This window comes from Pedobacter sp. AC379 (assembly GCF_979258145.1).
Map to the genome: position 1 here is coordinate 253,025 of NZ_OZ409839.1, position 18,473 is coordinate 271,497.

At 37.5% G+C, this 18,473-nt stretch carries 16 protein-coding genes; 5 read left to right on the forward strand and 11 right to left on the reverse strand.

The window, feature by feature from the left end; translation table 11 throughout:
- Nucleotides 1-191: 191 nt before the first annotated feature.
- The 3 genes from ACZZZW_RS01095 to ACZZZW_RS01105 all read left to right on the forward strand — a co-directional run bounded on the left by ACZZZW_RS01095 (nt 192) and on the right by ACZZZW_RS01105 (nt 2,175).
- Complete coding sequence (locus tag ACZZZW_RS01095; protein ID WP_055902984.1) at nt 192-749, forward strand: C40 family peptidase; 558 nt, start codon at nt 192-194, stop codon at nt 747-749.
- A gap of 98 nt (nt 750-847) precedes the next feature.
- A complete protein-coding gene (locus ACZZZW_RS01100; protein WP_463492052.1) occupies nt 848-1,945 on the forward strand; it encodes a CapA family protein in 1,098 nt (365 codons plus the stop codon).
- Nucleotides 1,946-1,989: 44 nt separating this feature from the next.
- Nucleotides 1,990-2,175, forward strand: a complete 186-nt coding sequence (locus tag ACZZZW_RS01105) for a hypothetical protein (protein WP_055902988.1) — start codon at nt 1,990-1,992, stop codon at nt 2,173-2,175.
- 113 nt (nt 2,176-2,288) lie between these two features.
- Here the strand turns inward: ACZZZW_RS01105 and ACZZZW_RS01110 are convergent, their stop codons facing one another.
- Nucleotides 2,289-2,474 (reverse strand): hypothetical protein, encoded by a 186-nt coding sequence (locus ACZZZW_RS01110; protein ID WP_055903108.1) that lies wholly within the window; start codon nt 2,472-2,474, stop codon nt 2,289-2,291.
- Between the two features lie 272 nt (nt 2,475-2,746).
- Nucleotides 2,747-4,789, reverse strand: a complete 2,043-nt coding sequence (locus ACZZZW_RS01115; RefSeq protein ID WP_055902990.1) for a M13 family metallopeptidase — start codon at nt 4,787-4,789, stop codon at nt 2,747-2,749.
- Between the two features lie 90 nt (nt 4,790-4,879).
- Between ACZZZW_RS01115 and ACZZZW_RS01120 the strand changes: the two genes are divergently transcribed.
- The gene (locus ACZZZW_RS01120) at nt 4,880-5,821 is read left to right on the forward strand and encodes an SPFH domain-containing protein (RefSeq protein WP_055902995.1); all 942 of its coding nucleotides are present in this window, start codon (nt 4,880-4,882) and stop codon (nt 5,819-5,821) included.
- 209 nt (nt 5,822-6,030) lie between these two features.
- On the opposite strand, the gene ACZZZW_RS01125 is transcribed toward ACZZZW_RS01120, so the two are convergent.
- The 4 genes from ACZZZW_RS01125 to ACZZZW_RS01140 form a co-directional block, all read right to left on the reverse strand.
- Nucleotides 6,031-8,196: a carboxy terminal-processing peptidase gene (locus ACZZZW_RS01125; protein WP_463492053.1), complete on the reverse strand. Its 2,166-nt coding sequence runs from the start codon at nt 8,194-8,196 to the stop codon at nt 6,031-6,033.
- A gap of 258 nt (nt 8,197-8,454) precedes the next feature.
- Nucleotides 8,455-9,147 carry a hypothetical protein gene (locus tag ACZZZW_RS01130; protein ID WP_055903001.1) on the reverse strand — a complete coding sequence of 231 codons (693 nt, stop codon included), beginning with the start codon at nt 9,145-9,147 and terminating at the stop codon, nt 8,455-8,457.
- Nucleotides 9,148-9,176: 29 nt separating this feature from the next.
- The gene (locus tag ACZZZW_RS01135; protein ID WP_055903003.1) at nt 9,177-10,019 is read right to left on the reverse strand and encodes an isoaspartyl peptidase/L-asparaginase; all 843 of its coding nucleotides are present in this window, start codon (nt 10,017-10,019) and stop codon (nt 9,177-9,179) included.
- Nucleotides 10,020-10,088: 69 nt separating this feature from the next.
- Nucleotides 10,089-10,988, reverse strand: a complete 900-nt coding sequence (locus ACZZZW_RS01140; RefSeq protein WP_463492054.1) for a cyanophycinase — start codon at nt 10,986-10,988, stop codon at nt 10,089-10,091.
- Between the two features lie 270 nt (nt 10,989-11,258).
- Here ACZZZW_RS01140 and cphA point away from each other — a divergent pair, with 270 nt between their 5' ends.
- Nucleotides 11,259-13,874, forward strand: a complete 2,616-nt coding sequence (cphA, locus tag ACZZZW_RS01145) for a cyanophycin synthetase (protein ID WP_055903110.1) — start codon at nt 11,259-11,261, stop codon at nt 13,872-13,874.
- A 147-nt stretch (nt 13,875-14,021) separates the two neighbouring features.
- Here cphA and ACZZZW_RS01150 read toward each other — a convergent pair whose 3' ends face one another.
- The 5 genes from ACZZZW_RS01150 to ACZZZW_RS01170 form a co-directional block, all read right to left on the reverse strand.
- Nucleotides 14,022-14,477, reverse strand: a complete 456-nt coding sequence (locus ACZZZW_RS01150) for a PA2169 family four-helix-bundle protein (protein WP_055903112.1) — start codon at nt 14,475-14,477, stop codon at nt 14,022-14,024.
- A gap of 103 nt (nt 14,478-14,580) precedes the next feature.
- Nucleotides 14,581-15,498, reverse strand: a complete 918-nt coding sequence (locus ACZZZW_RS01155; RefSeq protein ID WP_463492055.1) for a glycosyltransferase — start codon at nt 15,496-15,498, stop codon at nt 14,581-14,583.
- A gap of 169 nt (nt 15,499-15,667) precedes the next feature.
- Entirely contained in the window at nt 15,668-16,429 is a 762-nt protein-coding gene (locus ACZZZW_RS01160; RefSeq protein ID WP_463492056.1) for a class I SAM-dependent methyltransferase, read from the reverse strand.
- Nucleotides 16,430-16,442: 13 nt separating this feature from the next.
- Complete coding sequence (locus ACZZZW_RS01165) at nt 16,443-17,090, reverse strand: O-methyltransferase (RefSeq protein ID WP_055903010.1); 648 nt, start codon at nt 17,088-17,090, stop codon at nt 16,443-16,445.
- Nucleotides 17,087-18,406 (reverse strand): flippase, encoded by a 1,320-nt coding sequence (locus ACZZZW_RS01170; RefSeq protein WP_055903013.1) that lies wholly within the window; start codon nt 18,404-18,406, stop codon nt 17,087-17,089. Before ACZZZW_RS01170 ends, ACZZZW_RS01165 begins: the two co-directional genes overlap by 4 nt.
- Nucleotides 18,407-18,473 lie beyond the last annotated feature (67 nt).

Genomic DNA, 18,473 nt, shown 5'->3' on the forward strand with positions numbered 1-18,473 from the left:
AAAAAAAGTCCCTCCTGTGCTTAAATATTTTTTAAAAAAACGTGGATAAAAAATAAAAATGTTAATAACTTTCACTTTTTACAAGATTACATTTGGATAACATTTGTATAATCAATACTTTTGACAACCAACAATAAGCCCATGTGGTGTACGTTAATGTGTAAGTGAATACCCAAACATAACTGTATAACATGATTAAAAAATTTTTGTTTTCAACCTTAATCGCTATCTGCACGCTCTCAACCGCATTTGCGCAAACAAAAACAAAAGAATCTGGTAAAGACCTGAACGATCCCGACAATCTTGCTTCGCAATATTTCTCACAGGTGATGGGTGTTGCAGTAGATGCAACTTCGAATTTAAAACTATATAAGTTTATATACGAATGGATCGGAACGCCATATAGTTATGGTGGAAACAGTAAAAGAGGCATTGATTGCTCGGCTTTTACCAAAGCGATTTACGACAAAGTTTTCAACACAACGATCAGAAGAAATTCGCGCGATATTTTCAGCATGGTAGATCCATTGTCTAAAGAAGATTTGAAAGAAGGTGATTTGGTTTTCTTCAAAATAAAAAGCAGAAGTATTTCTCATGTAGGAATTTACCTAGGCGATAATAGATTTGCTCACGCATCAAGTTCTCGCGGTGTGGTAATCAGTAACCTGAACGAACCTTATTACAGCCGTTACTTTTACAAAGGCGGTCGTGTTTTAGAATCGTTCAAGAAAGAATTTGAAGTAGAATAGACCAATATATAGTTGACGGTTTTTAGTCAACAGTTTAAAACATACACAATCCTCCTAAAGAAATTTTGGAGGATTTTTTTATACCGCTTAAATCAATAATGAAGTTCTTCAATACACTAATGATATCCGCTATTGCACTGATTATTTTGATTAGTTGCACCAGTAATAATGCCCAGATTACCACTACAGTTGCCAAAAAGGATACCGTAATCAGAAAAATAAAAGATACGATATCCATTACTGCTGTAGGCGATATTATGCTTGGCTCAGCATTTCCTTCAAAAATAAATTTGCCACCCGATGACGCTTTAAATAGTTTTGATGCGGTAGATAGCCCGTTAAAAGGTGATATCGTTTTCGGGAACCTTGAAGGTTGTTTCCTTAATTCTGGCAACTCTAATAAATGTAATGGCATCAACCCTAACAACTGTTACGCATTTAGAATGCCTGAACGGTATGCAGGAATTTACAAAAGTGCAGGCTTTAATGTTTTAAGCATAGCAAACAACCATGTTGGCGACTTTGATGCGAAAGGACGTAAAAACACCGCAAGAATTTTGGATTCGTTACAGATTCATTATGCGGGTCAAGTAAACAAACCATTCGAAATTTTTGAAAAGGATAGTGTAAAATATGCTTTCTGTGCATTTGCACCAAATGAAAATACCGTTTCTATTAATAAGATAGATAGTGCTAAAGCTTTAGTAACCCGTTTAAAAAAGATGGCCGATATTGTAATCGTTTCTTTTCACGGCGGGGGCGAAGGTGCCAGGTTTGAGCATGTGCCGCGCAAAAATGAGATTTTTTACAATGAAAACAGAGGCAATGTATATGCGTTTGCACATGCCGTTATAGATGCCGGTGCAGATGTAGTACTAGGCCATGGCCCACATGTAACCCGTGCGGTTGAAGTATATAAAAATAAATTTATTGCTTACAGTTTGGGTAATTTTTGCACTTATGGCATGTTCAGCCTAAAAGGAAATAATGGCATTGCTCCTTTGCTACAGCTTAAAATAAACGCTAAAGGAGATTTTCTTTTTGCGGATATCGTTTCGGTTAAACAGGATAAAATCAACCGTTTGACATTGGATGATAATTATGGTGCCTTTAAAAGGATTAAAGAATTAACGGATATTGATTTCATTGGCCATCAGCTAAAATTTGCTGATAACAGGATTAGCTTAAAAGATTAATCTTCTAAGACATCAATCTCAATTTATTTAAGAATATTTGCGCCATGAAAACCGGATTAATCATTCATTATATCATAGGTATTGCAGCTGCACTTTTGGTGTTGGCAGCAGCTTATTACATCAATCAGAATCCTAAGAACTTATTATCGGCAGGTATTATTATTTTAGCGGGGTGCCTCGTAGCTTTTAGTCAATACCAGATTATTAAGCAAAAAAAGAAACAGAAGTGATTCACTTAATTTAGCGAACAAAATGCTGCTTAAAAATAAAAGTAATTTGGGATAACCTCAGAGCACCTTCGACACTCCTCCAGCTATCCCAAAAATAAGACAAAAACAATAGCTTAGCTTTCGTCTTTAGTGTTTTTCACCAGACCAATGCCTGATACGAAGAATATCAATCCGATGATTCCATAAACCATCAAACCTCTTGAGTTTTGATTGTGGTTTACAAAACCATACCCTGCGTATATTAGGCCTATTATTCCTAATATAGTTAATACGGTTCCAAAAGTGCGTTTTACATTCATGAGGTTACTTTTTAATATGACTAATACAAAATAACTTTGCTTTTGTTTTAAATCGATCAAAAAAGTGCTTGTGTTGTAAATGCAATTTGCCTGTAAGTTATCTCTTCCAGAAATTTTATAAAACAGTAAATACCTATCATAGAGAATATTACAAAAAAAGCCGTCATCCCGACTGAAGCATAGCAAAATGGAGAGATCAATATATTCAGATTTCCCGACTGCGTAAACTCCGCTCGAAATGACGATTCTATAATTTAATTTTAATCAATTGCTTACCAAACACCCAAGCGGTCTGCAGGTGCAACATACATTTTTGCCGTAACAGGTATATTGAATGCTTTGTAAAACGCCTCCATATTGTAAACCGGGCCATTTACCCGGAACATTTCTGGGCTATGCGGATCCGTTTTTATCCTTACACGCATACTTTCATCACGGGTTTTCATTCTCCATACCTGGGCAAAACTTAAAAAGAAACGTTGATCTGGCGTAAAACCATCAATCTTTTTATCGCCTTTTCCCTGCTTAGTTAATTTAAATGCATCATAAGCGATGTTCAATCCACCAATATCGGCAAGGTTTTCGCCTAAAGTTAATGAACCATTAACGTGCTGATTATCCAGCAAAGTGAAGTTGTTGTAAAATGTTTCAACCTTACCCACTTTAGCTTTAAATTTATCTGCATCAGCTTTGGTCCACCATTCTTTTAAATTGCCTACAGCATCATACTGGCGGCCCTGATCATCAAAACCATGTGTCATTTCATGTCCGATTACCGCACCAATAGCACCATAGTTTATTGCATCATCAGCCGCGAAATCAAAGAAAGGAAACTGCAAAATTCCCGCAGGGAATACAATTTCGTTAAATGAAGGATTATAATAGGCATTCACTGTAGGCGGAGTTATTCCCCACTCCGTTTTATCAACTTTTTTGCCCAGCTTATCCATCATTTCTTTATAGCCGTGCTTATTTGCTGATTGGAGGTTTGCATAATACGTATTTTTGGAAACCTCTACATCATCATATTTTTTCCATTTATCCGGATAGCCGATTTTTTTAATAAATGCATTTAATTTCTCCAAAGCTTTCTTTTTAGTTTCCGGGGTCATCCAATCCACTTTCTGAATCCGTTCTGCATATACCTTTTGTAAGTTATTTACCAAAGTCAACATGCGTTCTTTCGCTTCCGGTTTAAAGTACTTTTCGGCATACAATTGACCTAAAAGTTCGCCTAAACTATTGTCTGTAGCGTTTACAATGGATTTCCACCTTTCTGTTAGTGCCTGCTGACCATACAGCGTTTTGGAGAAGAAATTGAATTTAGCCGTTCTGAATTTTTTGGTAAAAGCATTGGCCGATCGGTTTAAGGCATCAAATTTTAGCTTTTCTTTCCAAATCTCAATAGGTTGGCTTTTTACCAGGCCCGATAAAGTTTGATAATATTTCGGCTGTCTAACAATAATCGTATCAGTAGTTGCGCCTAATTTATTCAACACAGATTTCCACTCAATATTCGGTGTTTGTTTCTGGAAATCGGCCACTGTCATTTTGTTATAGTTTTTCTGTGGATCGCGTAGTTGAACAGGTGTTGAATGCGATTGTGCAATGGCAGTTTCTAACTTTAAAATGTTATCTGCATACTTTGCTGCATTTATTGAATCGCCTGCAAGACTAAAAATCTTTGTGATGTATTTAATATACTCTGCTCTTATTTTTTTTGCTTTATCATCCTGATCAAGGTAATAGCTCCGATCGGGTAAGGTAAGGCCTGCCTGTGAAAATGCCAGCGCATTTATGGTACTCAGTTTATCGTCGGGCTCTACACTAAAACTTAGCAAATCACCTTCGCCATTTTTATAACCATCAGCCACAAAGTTGATTAAATCTTTATCATTTTTAATCCCGTCAATTTTCGAAAGTAAAGGTTTTATAGGTTCGATACCTAATTTTTCGATGGTAAGTGTATCCATTCCACTCGCATAAAAATCGCCAACTTTTTGCTCGGCACTTCCCCTAGCACCATCTGATTTTGACGCGCTTTCAAGAATCTTATCCAGGTTTTTAAGGTTATCATTATACAAAACATAAAAAGAGCCCCAGCCTGTTTCTGTTTTCGGAATTTCGGTGTTTTTAATCCATTTGCCATTTGCATACAGGAAAAAATTATCACCTGGCTTAACTGTGGTATCCATACCTGTTTTATCGAAAAATTCGGTACGCGCAGTTATCGTTTCGGTTTCCTGATGTTTCTTATTCTGACAAGCAGCAAACAACAAAATGCTGGCCGCCGGAAGAATTAATTTAGTTTTCATTGTTTATGAATTAGTTAGAAAAACTTAAAGCTACTAAATGCCTGATGTAGTTTGCATGAATTTTTTATAACTTCATAAAAAAATCTAATTATGCAATACACCATTTACATTGTAGTTATAGTAGCTTTTATTATTCTACTCAGCTCGTTTGTTACTGTTAAACAAGGAACCATTGCCGTGGTAACGGTTTTCGGTAAATACCGCCGTCAGTTAAGGCCTGGGCTAAACTTTAAAATTCCGTTGATAGAACAGATTTATTCGCGTATTTCGATTCAAAACCGTTCGGTAGAACTTTCATTCCAGGCGGTAACGCAAGATCAGGCCAATGTATATTTTAAAGCCATGCTTTTATATTCTGTGGTAAACCAGGATGAAGAAACCATCAAAAATGTAGCCTTTAAATTCGTAGATGCCACTAACCTTATGCAAGCGTTGATCAGAACCATCGAAGGTTCGATCAGGGCATATGTAGCTACACAAAAACAAGCCAACGTATTGGCTCAGCGTAATGAAATTGTACTGCATGTTAAGGAACAGATAGACCAGGTACTGGATGGCTGGGGTTATCACCTTCAGGATCTTCAGTTGAATGATATTACCTTTGATGAAGAAATTATGCGCTCAATGAGCCGTGTAGTGGCTTCAAACAACCTTAAAGCTGCCGCAGAAAATGAAGGTCAGGCTTTGTTGATTACCAAAACTAAAGCTGCAGAAGCTGATGGTAATGCCATTAAAATTGCAGCAACAGCAGAGCGTGAGGCTGCGCAATTGCGCGGACAAGGTATTGCTTTATTCAGAGCTGAGGTTGCCCATGGTATGAGCAAAGCTGCACAGGAAATGGAACAGGCTAACCTGGATATTTCGGTAATTTTATTTACCATGTGGACGGAATCGATCAAACACTTTGCAGAAAATGGGGATGGTAATGTAATCTTTTTAGATGGGAGTGCCGATGGGATGAATAAAACCATGAAAGAAATGATGGCGATGCAATTGAATAAACAAACTGAACCATCTTCAAAGAAAGCCTAGCTTATTTTGAAGTGCAGTAGGATGTTAGCATTAGACAGTTAACCATATTAAATTGCTATATCGGATAAGAATATCCGAAATCACAATAATTTAGACCTCGGAGTTCTGTTGGGCCAGGTGCCAATGAAACCTCCGAAGTATTTGTAAAAAATAAAAGGCCGCTTTTAGCAAAAAACTAAAGCGGCCTTTTTGGTTAAAGATATTTCTGATTAATTATTCTTAGGCATTAAACCTAAGTTCATTACATAATTACCTGATTGTTGCATAAAATCGCCCATAACTTTTAACGATTCATCTTCGATAAAATCGTAAGCATCCTGTTTGGTAATTTTATCTCCTTTTTTAATTGCAGGCAATCCGCGTAATGCTCTTAATTCATTTTGTCTGGTAAGCGTTTTTGCTTCCTGAGCTTCACGTTCAGCTTTAAGCTTAGCCTCATTTAACGTTACAGAAACCTCAGCATCGCGCTTTTTAAGATCGGCGATATCTTGTTTCAGGTATTTAAAATCCAATGAATTTGCAACACGTTGCTCACTGTTTTTCATCAACTGTGCCTTAACGGTTGTTAAGTTTGCAACTGCTTTAAAGTTAGAACTTGGAATAACATCCCAAGGCAATGCAGATGGCTCAGTATCTTCACCAATTTTATCCATCGGATAGATAGAAGGGAAAACAACATCAGGCGTTACACCTTTGTGTTGGGTACTGCTTCCGGCCACACGGTAAAATTTAGCCATGGTTAAGTTAATCTGACCTAAATTAATATCAGCAGGGCTTGTGCCGTTTGGCGAAGTACCTACCGTTTTATCTTTAGAAACCAAACCGGCAACTCTCTGTAACATGCTTGGGTTTACCAATTTATTTAAATCGATAGAAGATTGAACAGTACCTTTACCATAGGTTTGGCTTCCCATAATAATACCACGTCCGTAATCTTGTATTGCCCCTGCAAAAATTTCTGACGCTGATGCACTCAGGCGGTCTACCATTACGCCAAAAGGACCATCCCATGCTACACCACTATTTTCGTCTTCATCTACTTCAATTTTACCACGTAAATCTTTTACCTGAACAACCGGGCCTTTATCAATAAACAAACCTGTTAATGAAATGGCCTCTACTAAAGAACCACCTCCATTACCGCGTAAATCCAATACAATCGCATTTACTTTATCATATGTTTTTAATGAATCGATCAGTTTTCTTACATCACGTGTGGTACTTTTATAATTTTTATCACCAGCATTTGCTGCTTTAAAATCAGCGTAGAATGCGGGCAGCGTAATTATTCCGATCTTAATGTCTTTACCGTTGCTGTTGATCGTTTTAACTTTTTTCTTGGCAGAGGTTTCTTCCAAAATAATTTTATCGCGAACCAATTCAATTATGACTGGTTTTGATGACATTTCTTTACCTACCGGAATAACTTTTAAGCGGACTTTTGTGCCTTTAGGACCTTTAATTTTAGTTACCGTATTGTCTAATCTCCAGCCCACAACATCAACAAATTCACCATCGCCTTGCGCTACAGCAATAATCCTGTCGCCTGCACTTAATTGTTTGCCTTTAAAAGCGGGTCCGCCGGCAATAATTTCCGAGATTTTAACCACTTCATTTTCCAATTGTAAACGGGCACCAATACCTTCAAATGAGCGCGACATATCCTCGTTAAAGGCAACCGCATTGCTAGGGTTAAAATAGTTGGTATGCGGATCGATTGATTCGGTAAATGCATCCATCAAAATCTGGAAAACATCCTGATTGTTTGTTTTTGAAGTTTGAGATTGCAGGTTTTGATAACGTTTTGTTAATGTTTCTACATTCTTGGCTTCAGCTGTTCCTGCTAGGTTTAAATTGATCAGTTCATATTTAACACGTTTTTTCCAGGTATCATTTAAAGCTGTTGAAGAAACTGCCCAAGGCATTTTCTCCCTGTCGTAAACATAGGTATCGGTTTGATTGAAATCGAATTTGGTTTTGATCTGCGCTAAAGAGTAGCTAAAATATTCGTTTAACCTTTTAGCATAAACATTATAGATGAAAAACGGACCACTTAAATCGCCATTTTTAAAATCATCATCAAGTGTATACCTATACTTTTCAAATTCCTTGATATCCGATGCTAAGAAATAATTCTTTCCCTGGTCTAAAGATTTAATGTACTTATCTAAAATAATAGAAGATATGGAATCATTAATCTGAATTTTTTTGTAATTATAGCTTTCAATCAGGTTTACAACCTCCTTAATAACCAATTGTTGTTGCTCATCAGGTTTTACATTGGTAACACCCTCAACCATGGGCTGAGTTTTAGGTGCAGCATGACAAGCAAGTACTGCCGCAGTAAAAATTACAAAAAATATTCTCTTTAACATCTCTTTAAATGATTTAAAATCCATTTCCAATTCTATATAGCCAATATGATACCATTTTAGCAAAAAAACAAAAAAGAGACAGCATTATTACCGTCTCTTGTTAAAACTTTATCAAATCTAACTAAAAGCTTTTTATTTAACAATTTCTATAGGAGAACGTTGAGCCTTATTTTTTGTTTTAAAAGGGAACTGATTTTGACTAATTAAAGACGCAAAAAGATCAGCTATGAGGAAGAAGAGAGGGTTTAAATGCTTAAACTAGCTTGGATTTACTTTTTTGCTTGTTGTTTTACTTGCAATTACTTCTCTTGCATCTTTAATCTGTGATTTATATTGAGAAGTTTTAATTGAATTGGCAATCCATTCTGCTGATTTAAGATCGCGGAGGGCAAGTGTGAAATCCTTCTTTTTGATTTTTACCTGAACAATCCCTAAAATAGATTCGATGTATGCGTTATTATTTTTGGATTGTTTTGCAAGGATACCCTGTTGAGTATAAAACCACATAGACTGCGTGTATTTGGTATTTGCCAGATAAACTTTACCCAATAGGCTATAAGTATTCATTACACCCGCTCTATTGCCTGTTTTAGAATAGTTTTTTAGCGCAACGTTTAAAAGAATCTGTTCTGCATCACTAAAACGGCCCAACTGATAATGCATGCTGCTCATTTTGATAATGGCCTGGCCGTACCTGTTGAAGTTTTTTACAGCATTATATTCGAAAGCGGCTTTTCCGAATAAGGTAAGGGCTTCGTTAAAATCTCCTTTTCGCTCTAAATCTTCTGCTTCCTCAAAAAAAGAATTTCCGTCTTCCAAATCAAATTTAGATACCGCAATATTAATAGCGCTACCTCCATTTGGTTCCTGGATTTCAGTTTTATCTATGTTTTGAGCTTGTAATTGTAATGATGCGAAAAGGCCAATCAAAGCCAATACAATCTTGGTCATGCAACAAAAATAATACTTTAAATCTAATTTCAGCTAAATACCTGTAAATTAACATCAAAAGATGCCCAAACCATGTATGGGTGTGAATCGCAATGGTATACCTCGCCTATAGCGGTTATGCCAACAACTCCTGCAAAGCCATCAAAAGCCTTAAGTTCATCAAAAGATTTATCAGATGCATCCTTCAAAGAAAAGCCATCAGTAACACGGGTAACGATTTTAGCAGCCAGTGCCCCGCTCACTATATCTTCGCCAACACCTGTACAGGAAATACCTGCATATTGATTTGCATAATTGCCAGCAACAGTTGCAGAATCACTCACCCGGCAAGGAATTTCGAAGCCTTTGCCACCGGTTGATGTTGCAGCAGCCAAATTTCCATCTGCATCGAGCGCAACACAACCTACAGTGCCTTTATTGTTTTTTGAATTTAATTTAGCTTCATATTCTGATTGACGTTGCGCGGTAATGGGATTATAATAGTCGAACCCATTATCCCTGGCAAACTGCTGTGCACCAGCTCCGCTTAAAACACGGTCGTCATAAGTTAATAAGTTCTGTGCAATTTCAATCGGGTTTTTAACATCCTCAATATTGATCACTCCACTAAATTTTTCTGTTTTGCCATCCATTAAAGCAGCACTTAACCGCACCTTACCATCGCTTTGGATCTGTGAGCCAATACCTGCATTAAATAACTCATTATCCTCCAGCAGTGCAACAGTATACACAACGGTTTCTAAAGCCGTATGCGTTTTTAAATATTCATGCCCAAGCGCAACAATAGAAGCCAAAGCATCTTGTTTCGCCTTTTTTGTTTCCTGATTGGTAGACGATTCACTAAAAAATCCTCCGTGTATGATGAGTTTCATCTTTTAAATTTGTGTATTAAAACAATTATTATGAGCGTTTGGCTTTAAATCCTACACCATAATCTTCATTTAAGATATAGGAATAACTTTTGGATGATGAATAACCAAACTATGGTCTGTTAAATCATAAACGTCACCATCACACATTACATGTACCACCATATTTTTAATCGAGACCGGTTGGCCCATTTCTACATCGGTTAAATTGGTATCGGCCATATTGCGTCCATCTACCAAAATCACCATCCCGGAGCCGATCGCTTCCATAATATGCCCGTCGGAGATAAAAAGACCTGTATCTTCGCCAAGGCCGATGCCTAAAATACCCGGGTTACTGGCCGCAGCATACAGTAATCTACCAATTCTGCCGCGCTGAACAAAGTGTGTATCTACAATAACATCATCAATAAAGCCAAGGCCGCCAGTAATTTTCACTTCCCCTTTTAACAAAGCATCTTTGCTGCTGCCCTGGTAAATCATGTTTTTAGAACTCGCCGCCGCACCTGCAGAAGTACCTGCAATTACCACAGGTTCATTTCTATATTTTTCGAGTAAAATCTGGTGAATTTTTGTCCCACCGAAGATCGAAGAAAGACGGAGTTGATCGCCACCTGTAAAAATAATCACTTCAGCTGCTTTGATCCGTTCGTAATTTTCGTCAGAATTGGCTTCTTCACGATTGGTGATATTTAATACACCAACATTATGAACATCCAGTTGTGCGTAAGCCTTTATGTACTCTTCGCCAACTTTTTCGGGCATTAATGAAGCCGTAGTAATGATTTCGAAGCGGGATTGTGTGTCTCTTAATGATTCTGTAGTAATCCGTTTAAGAATTCCACGCTCAAAAAAATTCATGTTTTCAGGGAGGCCAAATTGCGTTTCTGCGAAGCTACCTGTGTTTATTGCGCCGCCAATAATGATGAGTTTACCTTTCGGAACCATTCTTTGTGTATTATATTGTATCAAAAAACCCAAATATATAGGCTTAAGATAAAAAACACGACTTTTTTTGTCAATAATATTCAAATTATTAACAAACCTTAAAATAATCTAACCTAAATTTAACGTTATTGTACTTGAAAATAAAACAAATACACCTTAAAATTGATTTAGCTAAATGAGGCACCTATTTTCAAAATAAATGCATAATTTACAGTCATCAATTTCTTTCTTTAAATTGAATAAAACAGGCTGTTTCAAATGCCTGATTTACCTAAAAAACGAACAAAATATTACATGAAGATATCAAACATACAAGTATTGAGAGGGCCAAATATTTGGTCGATTAGCCGGAAGAAACTGATTCAGATGCGTCTGGATTTAGAAGATTTAGAACAAAAACCAACCAATGTAATAGAAGGATTTAGCGAACGGATAGAGAAACTATTGCCAAGTATGTTTACCCACCGCTGTTCTAAAGGGGTAGAAGGCGGTTTTTTTACCCGCGTGAAAGAAGGAACATGGATGGGCCATGTAATTGAGCACATAGCTTTAGAAATTCAGACTCTTGCAGGCATGGAAACCGGATTCGGTAGAACACGCCAAACCAAAACTGAAGGCATTTATAATGTGGTATTCAGCTATCTGGAAGAAAAAGTAGGTGTTTATGCTGCGGAAGCTGCCGTAAAAATTGCCGAAGCTTTAATTAATAATGAAGAATACGATCTGGAGCACGACATCCGTAGGATGAAAGAAATTCGTGAGCTGGAAGCTTTGGGTCCAAGTACGGGCTCAATAGTGGAAGAGGCAGTGAGCAGAAGCATTCCATGGATCAGACTGAACAAAAGCTCTCTGGTGCAATTGGGATACGGCAAAAACCAGGTTCGTTTTAGGGCCACCATGACTGAAAAAACCAGTAGCATTGCGGTAGATATTGCAAGCAATAAGGAGGAAACGAAACGTTTGCTCACTGAGGCGGCTATTCCGGTCGCATCTGGCGTTACCATTTCCAATATTGATGACCTTGAAGCTTCGGTTAAAAAAGTTGGCTTTCCGTTGGTGTTCAAACCGCTTGATGGAAATCATGGAAAGGGAGCAACCATCAACGTTAAAACGATGGAAGATTCTATTGCTGCTTTTGAATATGCAAAAACTTATTCGAGAAGGGTTATTATTGAAAAATTCATTACCGGATACGATTTTCGTGTATTGGTAATTGACCATAAAGTAATTGCAGCGGCTCAACGCGATCCTGCGCATGTAAGAGGTAACGGAATCCATACCATTCAGGAGCTTATTGATAAGGAAAACGAAGATCCACGCCGTGGTTACGGACACGAAAACGTGTTAACCGAGATTGCTGTAGACCGTGATACGTTAGATCTGCTTGCCAAAAAAGAATATACTTTAGAAACCATCCCCGAAAAAGGAGAGGTTGTTTATTTAAAATCAACCGCTAATTTAAGTACCGGCGGAACATCGATTGATGTAACTGATATTGTTCACCCTCAAAATATCTTTATTTGTGAAAGGATTTCGAGGGTAATCGGTTTGGATATTTGCGGTATCGATATTATGGCCCAAAATCTTACTCAGCCCTTAACCGAAAATGGCGGTGTTGTTTTAGAGGTTAATGCGGCACCGGGATTTAGGATGCACCTAGCCCCGAGCGAAGGCTTACCTAGAAACGTTGCCGCATCGGTAATTGATATGCTGTATCCTCAGGGTAAATTATCACAGATTCCAATTATTGCCGTTACCGGAACGAACGGTAAAACCACCACAACCCGATTAATTGCACACATTATCCGTAGCAATGGTAAGCGTGTGGGCTTTACTACCAGTGATGGCGTATATGTGCACAATACCATGCTGATGAAAGGCGATACCACGGGGCCTGTAAGTGCGGAGTTTATCTTAAAAGACCCAACCGTAGAATTTGCTGTTTTGGAAACGGCCCGTGGCGGAATTTTAAGGGCAGGATTAGGTTTTAATGCCTGTGATATTGGTGTGGTAACCAATATTCAGGAAGATCACTTAGGCATTTCAGATATCCATAACCTTGACGATTTAACTCGCGTTAAAGCGGTTGTAATTGGTGCAGTGCGCCGTAAAGGCTGGGCTGTATTAAATGCTGATAACGGGTATTGTGTGCGCATTGCCAAAGATGCACGCTGTAATGTTGCTTATTTCAGTATGGATGAAAACAATCCGGTAATTAAGGAGCATTGCAGAAAAGGTGGCATTGCAGCCATTTACGAAAACGGATTTATCACCATTAAAACAGGCGACTGGAAACTTCGCGTAGATAAAGCAACTCATATTCCTTTAACTTTTGGTGGCTCGGTAAACTTTATGATCCAAAATGTTCTTGCCGCAACGCTTGCTACCTATTTGTGGGGTTATAAACCGGAAGATATCCGTTTGTCATTGGAAACTTTTATTCCATCTGCAGCACATACTCCCGGCAGAATGAATGTTTTCAGATTTAAGGATTTTAAAGTATTAGTTGATTTTGCGCACAATCCAGATGGATTTAATGGTGTTAAATCTTTTTTACAAAGTGTTGAAGCAACAGAACATGTAGGCATAATATCTGGAACCGGCGACAGAAGAGACGAAGATATTATCGAAACTGCCCGTATTTCAGCACAAATGTTCGATAAGATCTACATCTGTCAGGAAAAGTATTTAAGGGGAAGAGATCAGCAGCAACTGGTTGATTTATTGGTGCAAGGAATTAAAGAGGTAGATCCCAATAAAGAAATCATTATCAATAATAAAAGTACCGAATGTTTGCAGATTGCAATTGAAACTGCTCAAAAAGGTTCTTATTTAACGATTTTAAGTAATACGATCGACAATACAATTCAGCGTGTTACTGAACATTTAGACCGTGAACTGGAGTCATAATTTTCAATTTTATTATGCTACCCATCTTTATCTTGAATTCATTTTAGGATTTTAAATAGCAGAATTGTTATGCTTATCATGACGGAAACCCATAAAAAAGCCCTCTTTCGAAACTAAAGAGGGCTTTTTATTGAATATCCTTTTTATTTATGCTTGTGCATCACGCAATCTTTTAATCTCGTCGTGTGATGTTCTTAATGATGCTTTTTGATCAGAAATCAGTTCTCTAATATTCGATGGAAGATCTTCTTCTTCTAAAGCCATTTTATATCCATTTTGAGCGGCATCTTCACCAAATTCACAATTGTTTAAAACTGTTTTACGGTCGTGTCCGGTAAAAATTGCTTTAACATCCATCCAAGCCCTATAAATTTTACCAGAGTTGGTTGTTCCTGTTTCAATATCTTCGCCCAATGCAGCTACTTCTGTAGCTAAAGCCATTTTATATTTTTGGCTCTCGGCAATCATATTTAAAAATAGTGTTTTTAGATCAGCGTCGCCATCTTTTAATTCCTGACGGGCTTTTTCATAACCCTCAATACGGTCGTTATTGATTTGAACAAGGTCGTTTAATATTTCTGCTGTTGCTGTTGTCGTTTTCATGTTGTTATTTTTATAGTTTTGATGTATAAGAGCAACACCTACAATCAAAAAAAGGTTTGTCATATTTTTGATTGTTTACAACAGATCGCTAAAGATGAACCGCTTATTCTTTAGAAAAATACTGTGTAAGTTTTTCTTTTACGAATCTTCTCACCCGCATAACCATATTGCCCTTCCGTTTGATCAGAAAGTTTTTTATGGCTGCATATGCAATAGGATCTTCAGCAATAACTGCCGGAAATTCGGTAATTGGTTTCGGATTGATAATAACGTTATAGATGTCATTTATGCCGGAGTGCACTCCTGTTCCATCGTGCCCAATGTTGTTCACAAGCGATTGTGATGGATTAAGCGTTATACCTCCTTTTAAAAAGATGGAAGCATACCATCTTATGGCCCAGCTATTGTTTTTTCCTTTTTTAAACTCCTGCATTTGTTTCCAGAAATTCATTTTGTTGTCGATAGAAAACGTTGCACGCTTCTTTTTATCAAACTGTTTTAAGAGCAAGTCTATATTAGGTTCAAAATTTTTCCAGGCTCTTCCCCATGTTGCCCATCCCCAACTTGTTGCAGCCCTGTAAAAAAAAGATTGCGGCAATGTTTCCGTCTTTAAAGGATACATATAAGCACCGATATGCATTACCTTTTCTTCTTTGCGGTAACGGTTTAGGGCATCATTAAAATATGCCAGCGTATGGGGCGAGGTAACCAGATCATCTTCAAAAACAATCACCTGATCGTATTCCTCTACTAATTGGCTTACCCCTGCGATTACCGAATTGGCCAATCCGGCATTATTTTTACTTTCAATAACCTTGACAGATTTAAATCCGTCGATTTTTTTTATGATTTTCCGTACCGCAGCAACTTTTTCTTTATCCTGATCCGTTTTTGCCCCGTCAGAAAAGATGTATAAGTGGCTTTGTTCAGCCAGTTCGTTCTGCTGGAGAAATTTGATTGTCCGCTCGGTATGTTGCGGGCGGTTATATACGAAAAGTGCTATTGGAGCAAGTTTTTGCATTTTTGTTTTATAAATTACCCTATCAATAAATTGGCCAGTTGCTGTTATTCATCGTCATTTTGATCCGATAGCTACCGGATAAAGCATCGTGGACTGGAGAAAAATGATCAAACCTAGCATGAAGTAAAAAGATTTCTCGGCTTCATTTCGAAATGACGGTCTTTCTAATTTAAAATATATGCAGGTTATGATCTGATTTTCTAGTTAAAACCGTGTATGCGTTTGCAAATTGCTCCTGCTTTTTCTTTCCAAAAAGATTGCCCAACACTTTTTTAATGCGGTATTCGAGCTCTATTTTTAAATTTTTAGAAAACGTTTTTGGTGCTTTTCTATTGATAAACTCATTAAATTTAACCGTTTCAGGGGCAGTCATCGAAACTTTATCCTCCAGAATTTCCAAACCTTCACTTTGCAATAAAAATCGCAAAGAAGTTGGCGTATACATGTTGATGTGCCCATAATCCAAAAAATGCTTCATTCTTTGGTCTACACCGAAACGGTAATCTTTTGGCACTTCTACCACTACATATTTTGCAACCCTTTTTAACTCACGGAGCAAAATTCTTTCGTGTTCCACGTGTTCTAAAACATGCGCTAAGATGATTAGGTCGAAAGCATCATCCTGATAAGGAATTTTATATCCATCAAAGGTTTGTGCCTCTTTTAAACTGGCAAGCTTACGGTCTTTTATAATGTCGACACCACTTTGTGCAATTTCCAGCGCATAAAGTTCAGGTGCAAAATGCCATTCATTTAAAAAGTGTAAAATACTGCCATCGCCTGCACCAACCTCTAATACTTTTTTAGGCTTTAGCCCTTTACAAACCTCAACAATGTTTTGTGCTTTATATTTTGCACCGAGCATTCGCCAGGCCACATCGCTATTGGTATAAAAATTATCGTATGCGGTTTTTACTTCTTCGCTTAACATGGTGCTAATTGATTTAAATACCTAAACAATTGTCTTGCTTGTAGAAAACTGATGTTGCTTTTTCGTAAAAAAGCCCTGGTGAAATTCCACTAAAACTAATTTCTTTAAAACCTTGTGTTTTTAAAAGCACACGTGCAGGATTATAAACTTCGCGTTCGCTGTCATCCAAAACCAATACACCATTTGATGATAACGCATCAACGCTATATTTACAGCAATTTACGCGGTCGCGGCCATCTACGATAATAATATCGAACTTTTTACCCAGTAAAGTTGCTTTTTTAGCATATTCGCCATCTTTTTCCAAGTGACAGAAAATCATCTCGGCATTGGCCGGACTTGTATTTTTAACTTTATCAAACCAGCCTTTATCATGTTCAACCGAAGTAACCGAACCTGCTCTTTCTGCATAAAAAATGGTAGAACTGCCCGAACCGTATTCGAAAATATGCTGCGTTTTGTTGATCCGCTCCTTTATAAAATCGATAAACGAATAGGTTACCCAGGGCAAAGCTTTTCCTTTGCCATCTACAGCCTGTTTCTTATCAAAAGCGGTGAACCAGCCAATGCTGTTCAGGTAGCCTTTATGACCGTAAGATAATAATGCTTTAAGCCTGCTTGGCTTTGCAACTAGTGTGGTTAATGCTTTAAGAGTACTCAACGTTTAAATATTTTTTGAAATGCTGTGACCAAAAATAATGATTTTAACATCATTATACCTTGTTGCCTAGTTTTAGGAATAAATAAAAGATAAAATGCGGAACTTGCACAGGCTATCAGGGTAGCAATTGAAGCTCCAACCCCCGCATATAAAGGAATTAACCATAAATTGAGCAGAACATTCAATAATGCACCAAATGCTGTTCGATAAAAAGAAATTTTAGTAAACCCTTCTGCAAGTAAAAACTGAGAACTCGCACTGCCTAAGAAAACAAATATACCCGACCAAATGTGTATCGGGAGCATAGTTTCTGCTCCTTCAAAACGATTTTCGTATATAATTTTGATGATAAGTGATGAGGAAAAAGTAATTACCACAGCAACTGGTAAACTTATTGCAACCAGTAAATCGTACAGGTTTTGCAAGCGTTTCAGGTACCGCTCATGATCTGTTTTTCTGGCAAGAATCAGCGCTGGGAAAACTGAGGTAACAATTGCTACCGGAATAAAATACCAGGCTTCGCTTATTTTTGCAACTGCAGCGTAAATGCCTACGGCCTTACTTCCTTCTGTTTTTAGCATTACCTGATCTATTTTCATGTAAATAGAAACCATTACCGCAGATAAAATTAGCGGCGCAGATTGCTTAAGTAAGGATTTGGCCCTGCTTTTTTTGAAATGCCATTTAGACATATCAAAACCCTTGATGCGGTACATTAACATCAATCCGAAGGCCAAAATGAAACCATCAAAAACCAATGCCCATGCAAACCAGATTACTGGAAGATGCAAGATTACCAGAACTATTTTTACTAACGCAGATAGTATTACGCATATATTCTGAACCTGGACAACATATTTAGACTGTACTTGTGATTGAAAATAAGAATCGATTACGTTGAAAGACTTAAAGAATGCAGCAAAGGATAAAAGTATTACCACATAGGTAAGCGGCTGGCCCGGATTATCTGATAAATGATGAAAAAGCAGGTATAAACCAATAGAAATTGGGATAAGTAGCAGGTTAACACCTAACCTTAAAAACAATGAAGTTCCAAGAATCTCATCTTTTTTAGATGGATCGTTTATAATTTCGCGGATGATAAAAGTATCTAAACCCAACGCACCAATTGCGGCTGCTATCGCTGTAAATGCATCAGCGAAGCTCAGATCGCCAAAAGATACCGGACCTAAAAACCTTGCTACAACAAACCCTACCAACATGCTTAAAATCCGCCCGAACATTAACCATCCCGTATTTTTAAGATACTTGTTAAATGCTTCTTCGTTAAAACCTTTTATGGCGGGTAATTTCATTAACGCAAAGATGTAAAAAAATGTGCGTTAAGTAAGGCGATGTAAATGCTAAATATTTAATCCCGAA

Bases quoted from the DNA above. Each gene is read 5' to 3' on its own strand.
- ACZZZW_RS01095 (WP_055902984.1), top strand. From the start codon at position 192: ATGATTAAAAAATTTTTGTTTTCAACCTTAATCGCTATCTGCACGCTC.
- ACZZZW_RS01100 (WP_463492052.1), top strand. From the start codon at position 848: ATGAAGTTCTTCAATACACTAATGATATCCGCTATTGCACTGATTATT.
- ACZZZW_RS01105 (WP_055902988.1), top strand. From the start codon at position 1,990: ATGAAAACCGGATTAATCATTCATTATATCATAGGTATTGCAGCTGCA.
- ACZZZW_RS01110 (WP_055903108.1), bottom strand. From the start codon at position 2,474: ATGAATGTAAAACGCACTTTTGGAACCGTATTAACTATATTAGGAATA.
- ACZZZW_RS01115 (WP_055902990.1), bottom strand. From the start codon at position 4,789: ATGAAAACTAAATTAATTCTTCCGGCGGCCAGCATTTTGTTGTTTGCT.
- ACZZZW_RS01120 (WP_055902995.1), top strand. From the start codon at position 4,880: ATGCAATACACCATTTACATTGTAGTTATAGTAGCTTTTATTATTCTA.
- ACZZZW_RS01125 (WP_463492053.1), bottom strand. From the start codon at position 8,196: ATGTTAAAGAGAATATTTTTTGTAATTTTTACTGCGGCAGTACTTGCT.
- ACZZZW_RS01130 (WP_055903001.1), bottom strand. From the start codon at position 9,147: ATGACCAAGATTGTATTGGCTTTGATTGGCCTTTTCGCATCATTACAA.
- ACZZZW_RS01135 (WP_055903003.1), bottom strand. From the start codon at position 10,019: ATGAAACTCATCATACACGGAGGATTTTTTAGTGAATCGTCTACCAAT.
- cphA (WP_055903110.1), top strand. From the start codon at position 11,259: ATGAAGATATCAAACATACAAGTATTGAGAGGGCCAAATATTTGGTCG.
- ACZZZW_RS01150 (WP_055903112.1), bottom strand. From the start codon at position 14,477: ATGAAAACGACAACAGCAACAGCAGAAATATTAAACGACCTTGTTCAA.
- ACZZZW_RS01155 (WP_463492055.1), bottom strand. From the start codon at position 15,498: ATGCAAAAACTTGCTCCAATAGCACTTTTCGTATATAACCGCCCGCAA.
- ACZZZW_RS01160 (WP_463492056.1), bottom strand. From the start codon at position 16,429: ATGTTAAGCGAAGAAGTAAAAACCGCATACGATAATTTTTATACCAAT.
- ACZZZW_RS01170 (WP_055903013.1), bottom strand. From the start codon at position 18,406: ATGAAATTACCCGCCATAAAAGGTTTTAACGAAGAAGCATTTAACAAG.